This window comes from Streptomyces sp. NPDC096176, from assembly GCF_044763255.1.
GTDB lineage: Bacteria > Actinomycetota > Actinomycetes > Streptomycetales > Streptomycetaceae > Streptomyces.
This window is the reverse complement of sequence record NZ_JBIWFV010000009.1, coordinates 59,845-76,860: the sequence shown is the minus strand read 5'-3', so window position 1 is coordinate 76,860 and position 17,016 is coordinate 59,845. Positions and strand designations below refer to the sequence as shown.

Sequence of the window (17,016 nt, the reverse complement as noted above, 5' to 3'; positions counted from 1 at the left end):
GACCTTCCTGGCCGGGAGGAGAGCGAGTTCTGGCGAACGCAGCGGCACAGGGTGCGGCGGCGTCGTGGCACAACGTCGTCCACCCTGCTGCCTGCGGGGCGTCAGCTGTGCCGATAGTTCAACGAGCGGATGATCTGCGGAGATGCGTGTCAGATCTGCAGAATCGGATCGTCAGCGAACCGGCCGACCAGCTGGTCATCGAGCAGCTCCTTCGTGATGGCTTCAGTGCCGGATTCGATGGCTTCCTGAGCTGCCTGGCAGACGATGTAGGACAGCGGCTTCATGTAGCCGCCGGTTCGTTCGTGCAGGTGGGCGGCGAGGTCGAGAAGATCTCCGGGGGAGTGGTGGTGCAGGCGCAGGTTCTGGTCGAAGGACTTGATCACTTCGTGCCACGTGCCGTACTCCTCGGCGCTGTAGGGGATCGGATTCACGGCGAGGGTGGGGATGCCGCCGGCGCCGCCTCGCGGAGCGCCGGCACGCTTGCCGCGGCGTGCGGCATCGGCGATGTCCCGGGCGCCGACACCGCAGTAGACGAAGGAGATCTGGTACTCGCTGGCGAGGTAGCCGAAGTAGTCGAAGGCGGTCTTGATCTCGGAGTTGTCCAGCCGGTCGATGCCGTCGACGAGGACGAGGCGGGTACCGCGGGTCTTGATGACGTGGCAAACCGGACCGGTCATGTCAGCGCTGCGCTGGGGGGTTTCCGGGGCCTTCGAAGGCAGGAGGCTCAGGAATTCGGCGAAGGGCAGCGACCAGTCCACCTTGCTGCCGGGAGACAGCGGCGTGTTTATGTGGATCACGGAGACACGGTGCGGATCCGATGGCAGCTGGCTGCTGATGATGCCCTCGAAGGCGCGGCCGATCTGGCGCAGCGCGGTGGTCATGCCGGTTTCGCCGGGGCCATCGAGGGCGAGATGCAGCGGGCCCTCGCTTCGCGGGCTGCTGGCCAGCCAGAGACGGCGCGCGACCGTGACGGCCTTCTTCAGGGCCGGGGTCTGCACGGTGCACATGGTGGCGTGGTAGCTCATCCGGACGGGGTCGTCGACCGTCCCTGCCGGGGCGCAGGTACTCAGGTCGGGAGGGGTGATGGTGCGCTGCCAGTAGTCCATCCATCCGGCACGGACGGTGGGCCGCAGACGGCGGCTGTCATCGGCGTGTGAGTTCATGGGTGCCAGGATCGTGATCGTGACGCGGCTTCCGCCGGGGGCGGCGGTCAGCGAGGGCGAGTGGAGAAGCTGCCGGCCGAGCTCGCGGTCTGCGAACTCGGCCGGCAGGCGGGGCATTTAGGACTCTGCGCCCGGCAGGGCACAGCGCGGTGGCAGGCCCAGGCGACGCGGATCGACGTCCATACTCGGCAGAGCCAGGATGCGGGTGAAATCGGGACGGGGAATGCCGGCGTAGGGGTCCTTGGCAGGAGCAGGCCCCACCTGCGGACCGCGTTCCAGAGGCACGGATGTGCCGGAAGACGTGGAGGAGGGGCCATTGCCGGCGCGCTGCAGCAGGCGGCTCACCACGCGGGCAATCGCCGACTCCTGCTTGGGACTGCCGCCCTGCTCCAGGTGGGCGGCCACCGCCTGATCCCACACATGCTCAGTCCAGGGGTCACCGATGAGACGCTGGTGAATGAACTCCGCCTCGACGAAGGAGCCGTCGCGGTGGTCCTGCAGCCAGACCTTCTCGGGCTGATGGGGGTGATAGCGCACGGGCCAACGCCGGCCCTTGCCAGCCCAGCCGGACTCGGCACCACGGTAGTCCTTGAGAGCGCGACTGTCGTAGGTACGGTTGCGTACCCGGATCCCGCGGTCGGTGACCTGGACCCACTCGGTCGGCAGCAGCCTGAGCCGGTCCTCCTCGCTCAGCCGCACCGGCACGTAGCCGCTGCTCGCCACGTGCGCGGCGAACATCTGGTTGGGGGTACGCGGCGGCATCGACGGCATGAACGGATTGCGCAGTTCCCCGTGCGGCCGCTGCTGCCAGCCCACGGCGATCCACTGCTGCAGCAGGTCGTTGAGCTGATCCAGACGCCACAGCCGCTCGCCCGCAACCTTCTTGCCGCGCCCCGCGAGGCTCGAGCCGGTGTAGCCGGTGACGTACTGACTGAACAGCGTCTTCACCGACCGGAACGTGCGCTCGATGATCGCTTTGTGAGTGGGGGAGTGGTAGCAGGCGGGACGCACCGAGATACCGAGGTAGGCGCAGGCGTCCATGAAGGCCCGGCCGGCGAACACCTTGCCGTTGTCCATCACGATCATGTCGGGCACGATCACCGGCCGAGCAGCCGCGCCGCGCATCCGCTCGTCCGCGTCCACCAGATCCTGATACGGCAGGCCGGAGCCCTCGGCACGGGCCTGCTTCACCCAGCCGGGCCGCATGGGCTGCGGAGTGCACATGTCGGCCAGCAGCAGGAGTGCGTCGACGGCCTTGGTGGCCCGGCCGCCGTGGCGCCGGCTGTTGGACGCGGTCTTGGTGCCGCTGCTCCGGGGGCGGATGACTGCGGCGAGGACGCTCCGGCTGACCACGTCGATGGCGGCGGTCAGTTCGACGGAGACGACTCTGCCGGTCTCGTCCAGGGCGAGGAGGTCCAGGGCGGTGGTGTCGATCTGCACCTGCTCACCGGGTGTCGTCGCCAGCGTGGGAGTGAAGGGCGGCACCGGGCGATGAGTGTCCGGGCCGCGGCTCACGGCGCCGGTGCCGGGGTCGCAGTGGATGCCGAGGCGGTGCAGGAGCCGGTAGAACGTGGCCCGGGAAGGCATCAGCCGTTGTGCTTCCGCCTTCTTGAGCTTTTTCACGCATGCTCTCCTCAGGAGTTCGAACAGCCGTGACCTGGTCCCGGATGACTTGTAGCGCAGCCGCTTGTGGACCCGGTGCAGCAGCTCGACGACCCGCTTGTCCACCCGCCCCTGTTCGCTGGGGACGCGCAGCCGCCGCTTATCGACCAGCCCCCACACCCCCTCAGCGAGCCATGCCAGCCGCTTGCGCTCCACAGTCGCGGCGGAGACCTTGTGGTGGGCGGCCTGGAGCTCGGCCGCCTTCGTGGCGTAGCGCTCCCGCAACGTGGTGCGGGCCGGGTCGTAGCAGGCCCTCGGCTCGGCATCGGCGTCGGCAAAGCCGGGCAGGCCGGTGTGCACTTCCAGCACATGGTCGAGCCAGAACGTGACGTCTGCCTGCGCCGCTTCCGACAGTCCCTCAAGCAGGGCAAGGCTCGCCAGCCCCTCCCCGGCCCGGCGGCCCGCGTGGCCACTGCGCGGCGACACGGCAGTCGCCGATTCCGTCAGTACCGCGAAGTCGGACGCTTTCAGCAGGGCATCAACCAGGGCGGTGGCGTCCTCCCCCTCGGTGTTCTGGTTAAGCAGGTACACACTGCTGCCCTGCAGCGCCGCAACCAGGTAAGTTCCGCCCTGCCAGCGCACCACGTCGCCCAACGACACGGCCGCCACGGGCGGCTTCACCGCGCCACCGCCGTCGCGGACCACACCGGCGAGGACGACGGGGCGAAGGGCCGCTCCCAGTCGATCAGCAGCTCCCGCGTCCAGATCAGATGATGCGCCTGCGCCATCGCCGACAGCCGCGGCAGCCCGCTCGCCGCGATGCCCTCGGCGAGAACCTGCGGCCGCGTGAACACCGCATGCAGCACTTGGGCGGCTTGCGCATCGGCGAGCCGGGGATGCCGGTAGCGCGACAGGCGACGCCGATTCGCCGCGACCACCTCACCTGGGCCTGGGCTGACCCGAAGCTGCCAACCTGCCTGCTCGCAAGCAGCGTTCAGCAGCTGCCTTTCAGCCGACTCCTGCACGTTGCCGGTCTCTCCAACCGGTGGGCACGCCACCAGGCAGCCTTGGCCCGAGCGCAGCCGTGCGAAGAAGTCTGGTACAACGACCGTGCCGCCATCCCGGGACATCAGGCGCACCGGCCACGCGGCGAACGAAGCCACCTGCGGATCGAACTCCAGCTCCTGAGCGGTCTGCAGAGCTGTCAAATGTGCGCAGCCCACGTGCAGGGCGGCTTCGGCCGGTCGCCACCATGTGGCGATCGCGCGCTTGCCGCGGTACTGCACCGGCTTCCACACCGGCTTGCGTGTCTCGAGCGCCTCCCCGTGCACCTCGCCCACGCGTTGACGCCGCAGCCGCCCGGCGGCGGAGTTGAACTCCGCCCACACCACCTCACCCATCAGCGCCTTCCCAGTACAGCCACCAGAGATCGCCCGTGTGATCGATTCGGTGAACACCGTGGCGGCCTGCCGTGCCGGAACGGAAGCGCTCTGCGGGGAAGGCCCTCGAACGAGCGAGCGCACGAGCCGTCTGTGCGCTCTCTCGATCGTGTGACCGACCGACACTCGTCCACAGCTCCTGACCTGCACCAAAGGCGACAAGCGATGCCTACCTCGGCAGGAGCATCCGGGGGCGCATGATCGCTCCTGCCGCGCGCCACTCGAACGGGTATATGTGCGGCAGCTGTTCGCGCAGGTCAGATCGTCGCATCGACAGCTTGAACGTTCAGGCACGCCAACGCCCCCGCTCCGCAGCAGGCATGCTGTGCCGCGTAGCGCACACAACCGCGGACGGCACTGCCCGTCACCTGCGATGGCCCGGGGGAGCCGAGACCTTGATGGATGCATTGTTCGACGAGGATGCCGTCACAGCAGCTCACACGACTGAGCTGCCTCAGGCGCCGGAGCGCCTGCGACTGCGACGCGAATGCCGCCTCTCCGTGTACCAGGTCGCCAGCGCCTGCGGCGTCAGCGAGGCAGCCGTCCGCTCATGGGAAAGGGGAACAGCCACCCCGCGCGGACACAACGCCGCGGTGTACCAACAGCTGCTGCAAGGCCTGCACGCCTACCTGACGAAAACCCCGCTGCCCCCATCGGCCGCCACCCTCCCGGACTGGGCCGCACTGGGCCCGCTGCACCACCAGATCCCCTTCCTAGACGCGGTGGGGAACAGGTGCTGGCGCTGCCAGCAGCCCACAGTCCAGCGCGTCGGCGGTCAGCCGCAGCACCTGGGAACCCGCTGCCCCCCACCGTCCCCCCGAACCGCACCTGTCCCGCCGCCCGCCTCGCCGTCGAACCCACGCCTCCCCCCAATCGAAACCAAGCAGCTCGTCTGGCCTCCCGCAGCGCGCCTGGACTACCCCGCCCGCGGGCGGAGCACCGCCGCCGGCCCCCTCGCCGTACTCGAAGCCCACGCAACCTCCGGACTCACCGCCCACATGGCGGACGGAACCGCCCGCCACTGCCCGGCCGACACCCTGGCGAGCCTGTTGTCCTGGACCACCACCGCCGGCCTGGGGACGCCTCCCGTGAAGAACGGGGGACTGAACGCTGGCCCCCTGCTCGTGCTGACCGACACCGCCACACAGCACCTCTCGCTGCCCACGACCCCACCAACACCCTCACAGCGGCACCCCCACAGCGACCACCCGATGCTCCGGCACCTCGCATCAATCGGCTGGCAGACCGACCACCAAGGACTCGACCCTTGGACGACGGTCCACCCCAGCAACCAAGACCCCGACGCAGACTGCATGCACCTGGCCGTCGCCCCCTGGGGCGCCCTCGACGATTGGCAGCTCCCCGCACACCTCGACGCAGTCCAGCTCGCACGCTTCCTCGGAACGTACACACACCTGATGCGCACCCCGATCGGATCACCCGGGGCCTGCGGGCACAAGCTCATGAGCGACCTCCGCCCGCCACCGCACCTCCACGCCACCACGGGCAAGCTGCTCGCCGAGGGCGCCCCCGGAGCACTCACACGAGTCGTCGACCCGGCGCCGTGCGAGGCGCCCGAAGGCCACCGCCTCGCTCACGGCCGCTCAAAGGCAGACAAGGTGATCGCCGAGGACTACGACTGGTGGCGCCCGCCCACCGACGCAGAGGCCACCCTCACCCATGTCACCTGTCTGGCGGTCAACCTGCTCCGCGTCGCGGACATCAACAACATCCGCCTCGCCTACAGTCCGGCCGAACTCGTCGACCACCCCACCTTCGACCGCAAGATTCCCGGCAGCTGGCTGGTCGAACTATCCGGCTCCGGCCAGCACCACCCGCACCTGCCCGCCCCGTACCCGAGCACCGGGCCGGCCTGGCACCCCACCCCAGCCGTGGCCTATGCCCAATCCCGAGGCATCCCCGTCGCCCCCGTCAAGGCATACCTGCGACTCGGCCGGACCCGGCCCTACCTCGACCCCTGGTATCAGCGCATCCGCCTCGCTCACTTCGCCGCGCTTGAACGCCTGGGCATCACCGCCGACATGCCCCCCGACGACCTCTGCCACGCCATCCAGCAACTGGGCAGCAAAGACGACGTCGACCTCGCACTGCTGCGCGCCATCCACACCTCAGCGCTCCAAGGCATCGACCTGCTCGCCCTGCCGCCCAACACGCACGACCACATGCCCGGCCAGACCTACGACACGCCCGACGACCCGACCTGGCGTCCCGACCTGCACGCCAGCATCATCGCCAACGCCAGGGCCAACCTGCGCCGCAAGCTCGGCACGACCGCCCACACCGGCCGCTTCCCCCTGGCCGTCTACCAAGACCACATCCTCTACGCCACCCATGCGCCAGAGGTTCGTGAGATCACCGACGACCCGGGCAGCGGGTTCAGGCTCGGACTGTCCCCCGGGCACGTAAGGCCAGTCGCCACGCACAGCATGGACTGGTACCTCCACCACTACGCCCGTGACATCAATCCGGCGCAGCTCCTCAAGAACAGCCGGTGGTGACCCATCGCCACCACCACGGAACCAAAGCGTCCCAAGCCCGCGGCCATGCCTCCCCGTTACCCACCCGCCGTCACTCCCTGCCGCCATGGCAAGCACGACGCCTCCAGCAGCGGACCCCGCTCAGGCAGCGCACGATGAGGATCCATCACAGGCAGGGGCCCACGGCGATGACCGTGCGGCGGGGGCGACTGGCGAAGCCGATCCGCCACAGGCGTGGTGATGCAGTGCTCCATCGTCCACGCCCGCAACGCCCGATATCCCGCCCGCTCCATCTCAACCGCCAACCCCAGCCGCTCACCAACCCAACTGATCCAGCGACGCGACACCCAGCCCGGCGCACCGTTGTCGAACTCCCGACCCCAACGACGCTGCCGCTCGTGCACAGCCATGCACTCGGCGACCCTCACCGCCTCCGGGTACGTCACCAGCGGCACACCTGCTGGCCGCCGCCCCCACCCCAAGGCGCGTTCCCGGCCCGCCCACACCGTCTCACAGCCCATCTGCCGACCCTGCCACCAGTACCAGGCCACCTGCCCGGCGTCGGCCAACAGCGCCCGCGCATAAGGCCCCACCCGCCGTCGCAGAACCAGCCACGCCTTGTGAGCGGCGACCACATCCGGAACTGCCGCAAGCGAAACGTGAGAAGAGGCATCCACACCCTCAAGCCACCACCCATGCCGCACACAGACCTGCCAGGCCGCCCCACCGGCCAGCCACGCCGACCGCAGCCCGTCACCCCGGCGAGCAGCACACCCCCCACATTCCGCCAGGACCTGCCAACCGGCAGGCCACCCCGCGATGCACACGGGGCGTCCCGCTGACCGCTCCATGCCGCGGTCGGCAACCGTAGGCAACGCCCGACGCAGACACTCCACATCACGGCCCGCCAGGACAGCCAGACCGCGCAACGCCTGCTCACTCAGAAAGACCTCGCACACCCGCCAGTCCGGCTCGCGCGGCGCCCCCGCACCCAACAGGCCCAGCACCTGCCCGACCGGCAGCACATTGGCCTCAGCCAAACGCCCAACGAACGACCCCGTGGTCTCTCCGCCCACCGGCGACAGATCAACCCGCAGCGCCGAAAGCACCCTCACTGCGCCAACCCCCATCACCCGCCGGCTCTTGCTCTCTGCCCCGCTTCACCAACGACGACCGTCGGCACAGGCAACGCCGTCCGCTCAACAGCCCCGGACTGACCGAACCATGACGACCACGATCACCTCAGTCGCACATTCCCTTGACCTCGCAGACGCCAGACATTGGACCCACCGACCACCCAGATCTCCAGCCGCCCGAATCCGTCATCTTCTGCGCAACCAGGACACCGAGGCCCTGGCGCACCGTCTGTTCGCCTACCCCGCAGCAGTCGCTCGCTGGGCCGACGGCGACACCAGCACCCTCAGCCCGTCACAGGCAGCACTGCTCGAGCGGGAGATCATCCGCACCTGGCAAACACACGCGCGATACACCGCACATCAACGCATTCTCGACCACCACGGATGCGTAGCCGTCCAACTGCACGCCCGCTTCACCTACTCCACCCTCCAGGGCGAGTTCGACGATCCACGACTCCGCCACCTGACTGAAGAACTGCCCCAGCCGCACAGGCGAGCTCTGTTCGAAGCCCACCGTCACAACGCCGGCGAAGACCGACTCCGACGCATTCTCGCCGACGGCATCGGTGAGGCCTACTTCTTCCACGGCCTCGCCCCCGACCAGCAACAGGCAGCCATCACGATCAGCGACCTGCACAGCGTCCGATTCCACTACTGAGCCCAGTCCCACTCAAAGGACACCAGAACCATGGCCATCATCTACGCCTTCCAAGACGCCTCCGGAAACTGGCACGGAGACCTCGACACCCCCCTCCTAGAGACGACCCCAGGCTGCGGCCACCTCACCTACCGGCCCGTCCCCGGCAGCCCCGAAGCCGCCAGCCCCTTCGCCGGCCAAACCCTCAAGGTCCTCTACGGGGCAGCAGACATCGACCCCGCCGCTGTGACCTACCAGCTCGACAACGGCGGCCGCTTTTCCGCTTCATGGCAGGTATATGCACTCCTGGCAGCCCCCACCGGCAGTCAAGCGACCTCCGAGATCCCACCACCGAGTACGCCACATGCGGAGCGCCGCATGGACATCTCCCTCACTCACAGCGGCCACCGCTACCTACTCACCGCCAACGGCCACGACTCCGAACTGACGATCACCCTCACAGCAGCCACCCACGACGGAGAAGTACACGGAGAGCTTCACGGAACCATCGACCCCGCCCACCTTCCAGGCCTCGCCAGCCTCCTCCAAGCGGCCACCGGCCCATCCGCCGGCCAACCTGAGCCTGCCCCTTCCTCGCCCGCCCCGCTCCCCGCCCCCAGGCGCGGCACCGAGTGGTCCAGCGACGAGCGCACACGACTCTTCAACCGCTACCGCCACGAACGCGACCTCTCCCAACTGGCAAAGGAGTTCGGCCGCAGCGTCCTGGCCCTCGAGTACCAGCTCTTCCAACTCGGACTCGCACCACGCCCAACCACACCCCAGCCCTCCACCCCCACCGCGCCACACACTCCGCCGACACGGACCGGACCAACCCACGACGAACTGCGCAAGACCCACCACCGCTCCCACACCCCATGGACAGACGAGGAGGAACAGCAACTGGCCGAGCGCTGTGCACGCAACGCCACGGCCGAAGAGATGAGCGAAGAGCTCGGCCGGACGGTCGGGGCCATCGAATCCCGCCTGAGAATGATTGGCGCCCAAGGACCAGCGGCCGACAAAGCGCGCATGCAGGAGCTGTAAGCCTGCCACCGTGACCGGGCCCCGCCTGCGTTCAGCCCGAAGATCTTCGTCTGCCACGTCACGCTTTGCAGGACAACCGAGACTATCCCTCGACTGCAACTCCAACCAGACGGAGAGGGGTACGCGAATGACGGACACGTTGATCATCGCCATCGTGGTAGTGGCAGGGAATCTGTTTCACCCTGCTCGGCATCGGTCCAGATCGAGCGGGTCAAGCGGCAAGTCCATCAGGAGGCCGTGCGAGCGCTCATTACCGGGGGCCGAGTCACCATCAGCCAGTTGACCGTCGACGACGTCACCATCGACGGCGACACCGTCGGGATCACGTTCGGCACCTCGCCGGTCGTCCTTCCCACGCCGCTGGCCGACCTGGTCCGCGAGCTCGTCGCCACCCGCTGCGGCAAGGCCAAGATCGGCACCCCGGACGACGTTCCGTGGCTGTTCCCGGGAGGTCACCCAGGGCGCCCTCTCACCGACAGTCAGATCGGCAAGCGCCGTCACCGAATCGGGGTCCGGCCCAAGCAGGATCGCTCCACCGCACTGTTCACTCTCGCGGCCGAAGTCCCCGCCGCGATCCTCGCCCGGATGCTCGGGGTCCACATCAAAGTCGCCGTCCGGTGGCAGCAAGCATCCGCCGGGGACTGGGCGGCCTACGCAGCCGACGTGAGCCAAAGGAAGCGATTGTGACTCAGACGTTCAGACACTCCCAGCCCTTTCGAATCCCCACGATAACCTCATCGCAGTGAATCGAGGAAGCTGATGATCAATCAGCGGAGGTTTCCCTCAGGCTCCTTGCATTCGCGGCATGAGTTGCACATTCCCCAGCCTTCCCGCTGGCGAACTCCCTCTCCGTCCTGCGGGACAAGTTCTCCGCATTCGATGCACATCATGAGTCCAACTCTCCACGCGCATGTGAAGCACAAGGTGATCGCGGTGTCCCGTGAACTGGCCACGAATGCGCCTGGAACCACCGCCTTGATTTCGCACACTGGACACGTCTTGATCGCGTCCCACGCCTCACGGAAGCTGACTCCGAGTACATCGCACATATACCAGCAAGCAGCGTCGGTTGGGTGCTCCCAGGTCTCGTGACAAGAGCGGCACGCGGGATCACCGCGAGTCACCAGAGCCCACTCCCCGCAGGTCCGACAGACCACGGTGTAGTCGAGGTGGGCCTCAAGTGCACCCGGCAGTCGCTTCGACCGCTCCGTGACCAAGGACCGGATCTCACGAAATCTCGGTCGCAGCACATCCATCTCGCGCTCAACGACGCGAGCTTCAGCCTCACCAAGCCTGGGAACGAGGTGATCATGAACGAAATTAAGAAGGAAGTCGAGTGCTTTAGCCGCGCGAGTCTCGACGGCGATTACGGAGTCTGTGAGTCCGTAATGCTGGAGCCGGTTACGCTGCTGCCCGAGATGTGTGATGTTTCCTTTGTCCTCCGGCGAGATCTCAATGCCTTGGTCACGGAGCCGCTTGATGGCGTCCTTCATGTTGCAGCTGTTGAAGTCGCCCCGCCGGTAAGCGTCTTCGTCGGCCTCGTCGACCTTGGCGAAGACCAGCCGCCAGTCGAAGGCGACCAAGCGGGCCTTGAGGAGCACTTCAGTGGCCGCCTGAAGGTGGAGTACTGCGTACTTCAAGTCTCGAGGGTCGGGGTCACCGTCGAGTAGCTCAACGACACTACGGAGATAGTCCACGCCGTTCCGGACCGGTGGAAAACGGAGCTCCTCCTGCGGATCCCTCCCGACGGTGCCGCTGTTGTTGTTCCTCGAGTTCGGGATCTGCGGCAGGTTGCTGTCGGTCACGTTCCCCCGTTCCGTGCATGTCGTGGCATCGCTGGTGAGTTGACGCGATTCCAAGCAGAGTACTGCCCGCCCACGGCAGTTCAGCCGGCTCCGCCAGCGGCGGCCTCGCCGCAGGCATAGGTGATCTGTCCACAGAACTGCCTGCGCAGCAGGTCGAGATCGGTATCGGCCTTGAGCACACCGATCTTCCGGAGCCGCTTGATGGCCTCTGTGGCCCCGACGGTGCGGACCTTCTCCTCGTCCAACTGAACATGTCCGCCGAGGTGCATGACCATGTCCGCGCTGTTGTTGCGGATCTCTGCGACGTAGACCGGATTCTTCGCGGCGAGGGCCGCCTTGGCGAGCTTCTCGACCGCGACACCGGCGTGGAGCGCGAACTCGTCACACTCCGGGCGGCCATGGTCGTCCATGGCCTTGTGGGCCGCCTTCTTGGCCCCCTGGTAAAAGCTCTCGTACGAGAGCGAGTCGTCCATGTTCAGGACGGTAACCGCCTCTGTAGTACAGGGCGATCGATTTCGGAGATCAACTGACCGCACTGGCACACTACTCGGGGAGCGATCGGCTCACTTGCCTGAGCGGGTCGGCGAAGACGTTGAACTCTTTGAGCGTCTTCAGAGCGCGAGGAGGCCAGGAGAACGTATCCCGCACGGGCCACAACGGCTCTATGTAGGAGCCTTCGAATCCGAGTTCATACCGCAGCCCTTTTGGACCTGCGCTCACTAGTTGAACCACTGCGTAGCCGATCCGTATGGTCACCACGGTGGTCCAGGCCTCGTACATCTGCCCATCTGCCCTTCGGTGGCGAATCATGCGGGGAACGGAGCGGTTCTCCATGGGACTCGGTCCGTTGAGGTATTGCGGCGGCATCATGTAACCGCAGAACACCTTCATCTCCTCGGCCGGCTGACGGTCCCGGTACAGATCCGTGAAGAGCTCAGCCGGTAGGTTCGGCTGGGCCTGCGGAAGCATGACCTGGCACATCAGGGCAGTCTTGAGAGTCCAGGTGGCCAGGATCTCCTGTGCCTCGGGCGGCAGTTCTAGAATCTCGCCCTTGATCATCGGCAGCAGGCACGGCTTGGCTCGTCCTTCGAGGGCACTCATCCAGCCGCTGTTGCAAGGCTCGCATACCGCCTTGACTTGCGCCGTGAACATGCGCCCGGAGTGGCGTCTGAGGCTGCCTTTGTCAGAGTACGAGCCCATGATGGCTCGGCCGGTCCGCATCTTCTCGGGGAACGCCTCGGCCAGCCACTGAGGGTAGACATGCTCGTTGGTGACCGGCGTACCACCACAGAACACGCAAGATCGGGCCATGCAGCGACGATAGCCCGACCTGCCCTGTAGAAGGCCAGGATTAATGCTGCTCGCCTCTCGACGGGCGAGGAACGGGAGTGGCGATAGGACTTGGCCGGGCGGTCAAGTTCGCAGCCAGATGATCAGGGCTGCTGCCGTGGCGGCGCCGAGGAAGACGTACGCGCGCTTGTCGTAGCGGGTGGCGACTGCCCGGGACTGTTTCAGGCGATTGATCGCCCGTTCGACGGTGTTGCGTTTCTTGTAGCGGTCCCCGTCGAAGCCATGCGGCCGTCCGCCACGCGAGCCCTTTCGCAGGCGGGCGGCCTGGCTGTCGGGCCTCTTGCGCGGCCTGCCCGGACCGGTCCTGGGGACGCGGATCTTATCCAGCACCGGCTCGAACAGGGCGTAGTTTGCCCGCTCTCCAGCGGTGACGGCCAGGGACAATGGGCGGCAACGGCCGTCCGCGCTCAGGTCGAGCTTGCTGGTGAACCCGCCCCGCGAGCGGGCAAGGCCCTCATCTCCAGCACCACCTCCACCAGGCGGGACAGGTCGCGCCACGCGCCGAGGAGTCGTGAGAATGATGAGTCCCACGTGCCAACCATTCGGAGTGAGCGGCCGTTTGACGAGTCTCCACCGAGCTCGATACTGTCGATGCCTGATCAGATATCAGAGTAGGTATAGAAAGGGGGCGGAGGTGTTCCTGACCACGGGGCAAGCCGCCGCCGAACTCGGTTGCGCGATCACGACCTTCCGTCGCCTCGTGCGCGCTGGCCTGCTGCCTGGCCTTGCCCGTCACGGGGTCCGCGTCATGGTCCCGCTGGAAGCCGTTCAGGCGCTACGCACCCGCCCCGCCGCGCCGCTGCACCGCATCGGTGTCCCTGAGATCGCCGTACTACGCGCCGACGCCGCCCCGCCGCCCGACCCGAGCCGCCGCCCCACCGGATTCGCCGCAAACCTGAGCCCTGCGCTCCTGCGCGAGTCCCTGCACGGCTGGTGGCGCTGCGACGCGGCAAGCCTGGCAGCCGGGGGAGTGCTGCCCGTGACCGTTTCCGGCTACGTGGTCGCCATCCTGACCGGGCTGGACCGCTGGGAGAAAGACGAGCAAGGTCGCCACGGCTTTCCCGATGCTGTCCTCGCCGGCTACGTCACCGACCTTGCCCGGCCGATCACACACCTAACCGCCACCGACCCGCGCGACCGCGACCTGGCCGGCCTACTGCTCGGCACCCGACTCGCCTCCCACTCCGGCGGCACCATCGCCTACGTCACCACCACACCCGCCCCAGCGCCGCACCAGCCTCCAAGGGAACCGTGATGGACGCCCACACCTACACCGCCACCCTCGCCGAACTGCGGGCACTGCGCGACGACATCAAAAAGGCGCGGACCGCTCTGGCGAGGCTCGAGGCGGCACGCGACAAGAAGGTCACCGCGCTCGCCGGGCACGATAAGGCCAAGGCCGAACGGATCGCCCCGGCCGCAGGCATGAGCGTCGCCGATATTGTCCGCCTGGCCCCGGGCCTTGCCCCCAAGGGCCTCACCACCTCGTCAGCAGTCACGAGCGCGCCGCCGGAAGAGGAACTGCTCACCGCCGCTGCCGCGCTGGAACCCACTCCCGACATCACAGCCGCCGCAGGGGCGGCCGCCCCTGCGATGCGCCCCACCAGGCTCGAGGCGCAGCAGCCTGCCGTCGCGCCCGTCGAGGTCGCTGAGCCCGTGACAGCCGCCGCACCTGAGGCGGTGACAGCCCCGCGGCGAGGCGACCGCGAGCTGCCGTCCATTCCAGAGGGGCAGGCAGGAGACGCATGGTTCGCCCACACGAACGGCCTGGCCTCTACGCATCCGAACTTCACCCAACAAGCCAGGTCCACCGTCTTCCTGGACACTGACACCGGCGTCCTGGTCCACCGTGACCAGACCTTCCAAATCGACCTGCCGGCACCCACCGCGGCGGCGATCCTCGAAGCCGTCTTCCACGTCCTGCCCGCCGGTATCGAGCGGATCTTCGTCACCGGCGGCGCCCCCTGGCACTTCCAGGCCGACCAGTACCCGTTCCTCAAGGACGCCGTCGCCGCTTGGCTGAATGCCCCCATTCCCGGCTGGCGCACCGACACCGGCCGGGGCAAGGACCGGATGGCAGGCCACTTCGTCCACCCCCGCAACCCCGTCGGCCGCTACCAGGCCCTGGGCAGTGACCAGCACGTCGAAATCCGCTCCGCAGGGGAGTGGTTCAACACCGATGGCGCCACCCCTCACATCGTCCGCGACGCCTTCGTTCTCCTCTGGAAGGCCCTGCGCGCCCACTGGCCCGACGCCGTCCTCATGGGCTCTCCCTCCCAGACCGGTCGCGACCTGTGGACCCGCACCATCCCCACCCGCGGCCAGTACGCCGACGGCTACCCCGTCCTGTCCGAAGAGCTCCGCGGCCTCCTCCACGCCACCGCCGGCCAGGGCCGAACCGAACTCCTCACCCCACCCCACGTTCCCGAGCAGCTACCCGCCCTGGTCGAATACGACCGCACCTTCGCCTACGCCAAACACACATGGAAATCCCCCGTCGGCACCCCGCAGCGCGTCACCGCCGCCCGCTTCGCCTCCTGGAGCGAGAAAGAACAGACCAAGGCCCTCTACGGCTGCGGCCACTGGCACATCCGCGTCACCGTCCCCCAGGGCTGGAACCACGTCGGCCTCCTTCCCGCCCCCGCACCCGGCGACCGCGCCTGGCACTACCCCAGCGCCCCCGGCACCACCTTCACCACCTGGGCAGGCGGCCCCGAAATCCACACCGCCCTCACCAACCCCCTCCAGCCCTGGAAAATCGAAATCCTCGACGGCCTCCTCTGGCAGGACGGCAAACCCCTCGACGACTGGGCCACCCGCCTCAAAGAAGCCTGGGCCTCCCTCGCTGCCCAAGCCGAACTCCACGGCGACCCGAACCAGCGCACCGCCGCCCACCTCGCCTCCCGCGCCGTCCGCGCCCTCCTCCTCTACGGCATCGGCTCCTTCGCGCAACGCCCCCGCCTCGTCACCGGCACCACCCCCCGCACCCACGAGCGCGACCTCCCCGCCGACGCCGAAATCATCGCCTTCACCGACGACACCATCACCTGGCAACGCCCCACCGGCTTCACCCGCGATCCCAACGCCCACCCCGAATGGGCCGCCGGCATCTGGTCCGCAGCCCGAGCCGCCCTCCTCACCCAGCGCCACCGCAACGACAACACCTACGCTGGCGCCCTGCACACCCCGCCCGGCACCGTCGTCGCCTTCCGCACCGACGCCCTCTACCTGACCCAGCCTGACGACTGGCCCTACCACGGCCAGCCCGGCGACTACCTCCGCAAAGGCCACCTCACCGGCCCCATCACCGCACCCACCACCGAAGACGAACTCCTCGCCCTGCGCGACCTGGGCCGCACCGCCCTGAGGAACACCTGATGCCCCCACGCCGCCGCGCCCCCAAGCCCCAACTCAACGAAGCAGCCCGCCTCGCCAACCAGCTCCAAGCCGCCGGCCTCACCAAGAAGAACATCGCCCGCATCATCAACCGCGACTCCTCCCTCGTCTCCCAGTTCTACACACGCGGCAAAGGCGCCGCCTTCGTCCCCGCCCTCACCCACGCCCTCACCGCCCTCACGACCGCGGGCATCAGCGACCCCGCCGAACTCGCGGAACTCGCAGCCCCCCACATCACCCGCCGCACCACCGCCACCGGCACCAAAGCCAGAGTGCGCACCAAAGCCGTCCTCATCACCCCCACCGGCACCGGAACCGGTCGCGCCGGGACCCAGGCAATCGCCTCCGGCTCCGCCCGCCTACGCCCCCTCATCGCCGAAGCCGCCCGCCGAAACCTGCGCCTGGCCTTCACCGTCCGCCTCGCCAAGAGCGGCTACGTACACCCCTCCGGCAGCCGCACCGACTCACCCGGCATCCGCCGCGACGTCATCCAAAGAGCCGACCACACCGAAGAACGCTCCTACGGCTCCGCCACCACCGGCGGATACGACGCAACCGACATCGCCCGCCGCGTCGACCAAGCGGGCGGCGACGTCACCGCAGCCATTCACCAATGGCTCGTCGAAACCGGCCGCATCCACCCCGACGCACACATCACCCACCTCGAGATCCGCACCTGGCGTCCCCGCTGACGGTCTCTTCGCATAACGCTGTTCAGGTCGTCACCACCCGCTTCCCACGACAGAGTGAATGCCTGAGCGAACCTGGAACCGGGTCGAACACGGCCGCGCTTTCCCGCCATTCACTGTCACGGCCGACCGCAGCGTTCCGCCAGAGCGGGACCGCCTGCGCGAACCCACGCTCCTCTCCTGCCTCGTCAGCGACCTAGCACTCTCACCGAGCGCTCGCGATTCCGCAGGCCAGGACCCCGCGCGTCGCATGAAAT

Annotated in this window: 13 protein-coding genes and 1 pseudogene; 7 read left to right on the top strand and 7 right to left on the bottom strand. The window is 67.9% G+C overall.

What is annotated here, in order from left to right:
• Positions 1-149: 149 nt before the first annotated feature.
• From ACIQ7Q_RS24645 to ACIQ7Q_RS24635, 3 genes are read right to left on the bottom strand one after another with little or no spacing between them, the layout of a single operon-like run.
• On the bottom strand, positions 150-1,280 hold the full coding sequence (locus ACIQ7Q_RS24645) for an ATP/GTP-binding protein (RefSeq protein ID WP_403866033.1): 1,131 nt from the start codon (positions 1,278-1,280) through the stop codon (positions 150-152).
• Positions 1,281-3,446, bottom strand: a complete 2,166-nt coding sequence (locus ACIQ7Q_RS24640) for a Mu transposase C-terminal domain-containing protein (RefSeq protein WP_403866031.1) — start codon at positions 3,444-3,446, stop codon at positions 1,281-1,283. It abuts the gene before it with no gap.
• The gene (locus ACIQ7Q_RS24635) at positions 3,443-4,222 is read right to left on the bottom strand and encodes a TnsA-like heteromeric transposase endonuclease subunit (protein WP_403866028.1); all 780 of its coding nucleotides are present in this window, start codon (positions 4,220-4,222) and stop codon (positions 3,443-3,445) included. The genes ACIQ7Q_RS24640 and ACIQ7Q_RS24635 overlap by 4 nt, the downstream gene beginning before the upstream one ends.
• Positions 4,223-5,202: 980 nt before the next feature.
• On the opposite strand from ACIQ7Q_RS24635, the gene ACIQ7Q_RS24630 reads away from it, so the two are divergent.
• The 4 genes from ACIQ7Q_RS24630 (at position 5,203) to ACIQ7Q_RS24615 (ending at position 10,206) form a co-directional block, all read left to right on the top strand.
• Entirely contained in the window at positions 5,203-6,723 is a 1,521-nt protein-coding gene (locus tag ACIQ7Q_RS24630) for a hypothetical protein (RefSeq protein WP_403866025.1), read from the top strand.
• 1,203 nt (positions 6,724-7,926) lie between these two features.
• The gene (gene tpg / locus ACIQ7Q_RS24625) at positions 7,927-8,496 is read left to right on the top strand and encodes a telomere-protecting terminal protein Tpg (RefSeq protein ID WP_403866022.1); all 570 of its coding nucleotides are present in this window, start codon (positions 7,927-7,929) and stop codon (positions 8,494-8,496) included.
• A 30-nt stretch (positions 8,497-8,526) separates the two neighbouring features.
• On the top strand, positions 8,527-9,519 hold the full coding sequence (locus tag ACIQ7Q_RS24620) for a hypothetical protein (RefSeq protein WP_403866020.1): 993 nt from the start codon (positions 8,527-8,529) through the stop codon (positions 9,517-9,519).
• Positions 9,520-9,756: 237 nt separating this feature from the next.
• Entirely contained in the window at positions 9,757-10,206 is a 450-nt protein-coding gene (locus ACIQ7Q_RS24615) for a hypothetical protein (RefSeq protein WP_403866017.1), read from the top strand.
• 80 nt (positions 10,207-10,286) lie between these two features.
• On the opposite strand, the gene ACIQ7Q_RS24610 is transcribed toward ACIQ7Q_RS24615, so the two are convergent.
• The 4 genes and pseudogenes from ACIQ7Q_RS24610 to ACIQ7Q_RS24595 form a co-directional block, all read right to left on the bottom strand.
• Positions 10,287-11,324, bottom strand: a complete 1,038-nt coding sequence (locus ACIQ7Q_RS24610; protein ID WP_403866014.1) for a hypothetical protein — start codon at positions 11,322-11,324, stop codon at positions 10,287-10,289.
• 80 nt (positions 11,325-11,404) lie between these two features.
• A complete protein-coding gene (locus ACIQ7Q_RS24605; protein WP_403866011.1) occupies positions 11,405-11,797 on the bottom strand; it encodes a hypothetical protein in 393 nt (130 codons plus the stop codon).
• 70 nt (positions 11,798-11,867) lie between these two features.
• Positions 11,868-12,635 (bottom strand): hypothetical protein, encoded by a 768-nt coding sequence (locus ACIQ7Q_RS24600; protein WP_403866008.1) that lies wholly within the window; start codon positions 12,633-12,635, stop codon positions 11,868-11,870.
• A 102-nt stretch (positions 12,636-12,737) separates the two neighbouring features.
• Positions 12,738-13,133, bottom strand: a pseudogene (locus ACIQ7Q_RS24595) (IS5/IS1182 family transposase); the annotation flags it as partial.
• A 175-nt stretch (positions 13,134-13,308) separates the two neighbouring features.
• Between ACIQ7Q_RS24595 and ACIQ7Q_RS24590 the strand changes: the two are divergent.
• From ACIQ7Q_RS24590 to ACIQ7Q_RS24580, 3 genes are read left to right on the top strand one after another with little or no spacing between them, the layout of a single operon-like run.
• Complete coding sequence (locus tag ACIQ7Q_RS24590; protein ID WP_403866005.1) at positions 13,309-13,929, top strand: helix-turn-helix domain-containing protein; 621 nt, start codon at positions 13,309-13,311, stop codon at positions 13,927-13,929.
• The gene (locus ACIQ7Q_RS24585) at positions 13,929-16,052 is read left to right on the top strand and encodes a hypothetical protein (protein WP_403866002.1); all 2,124 of its coding nucleotides are present in this window, start codon (positions 13,929-13,931) and stop codon (positions 16,050-16,052) included. Before ACIQ7Q_RS24590 ends, ACIQ7Q_RS24585 begins: the two co-directional genes overlap by 1 nt.
• Positions 16,052-16,762, top strand: coding sequence for a helix-turn-helix domain containing protein (locus ACIQ7Q_RS24580; RefSeq protein WP_403865999.1), 711 nt, complete (start codon positions 16,052-16,054; stop codon positions 16,760-16,762). Before ACIQ7Q_RS24585 ends, ACIQ7Q_RS24580 begins: the two co-directional genes overlap by 1 nt.
• Positions 16,763-17,016: the final 254 nt, after the last annotated feature.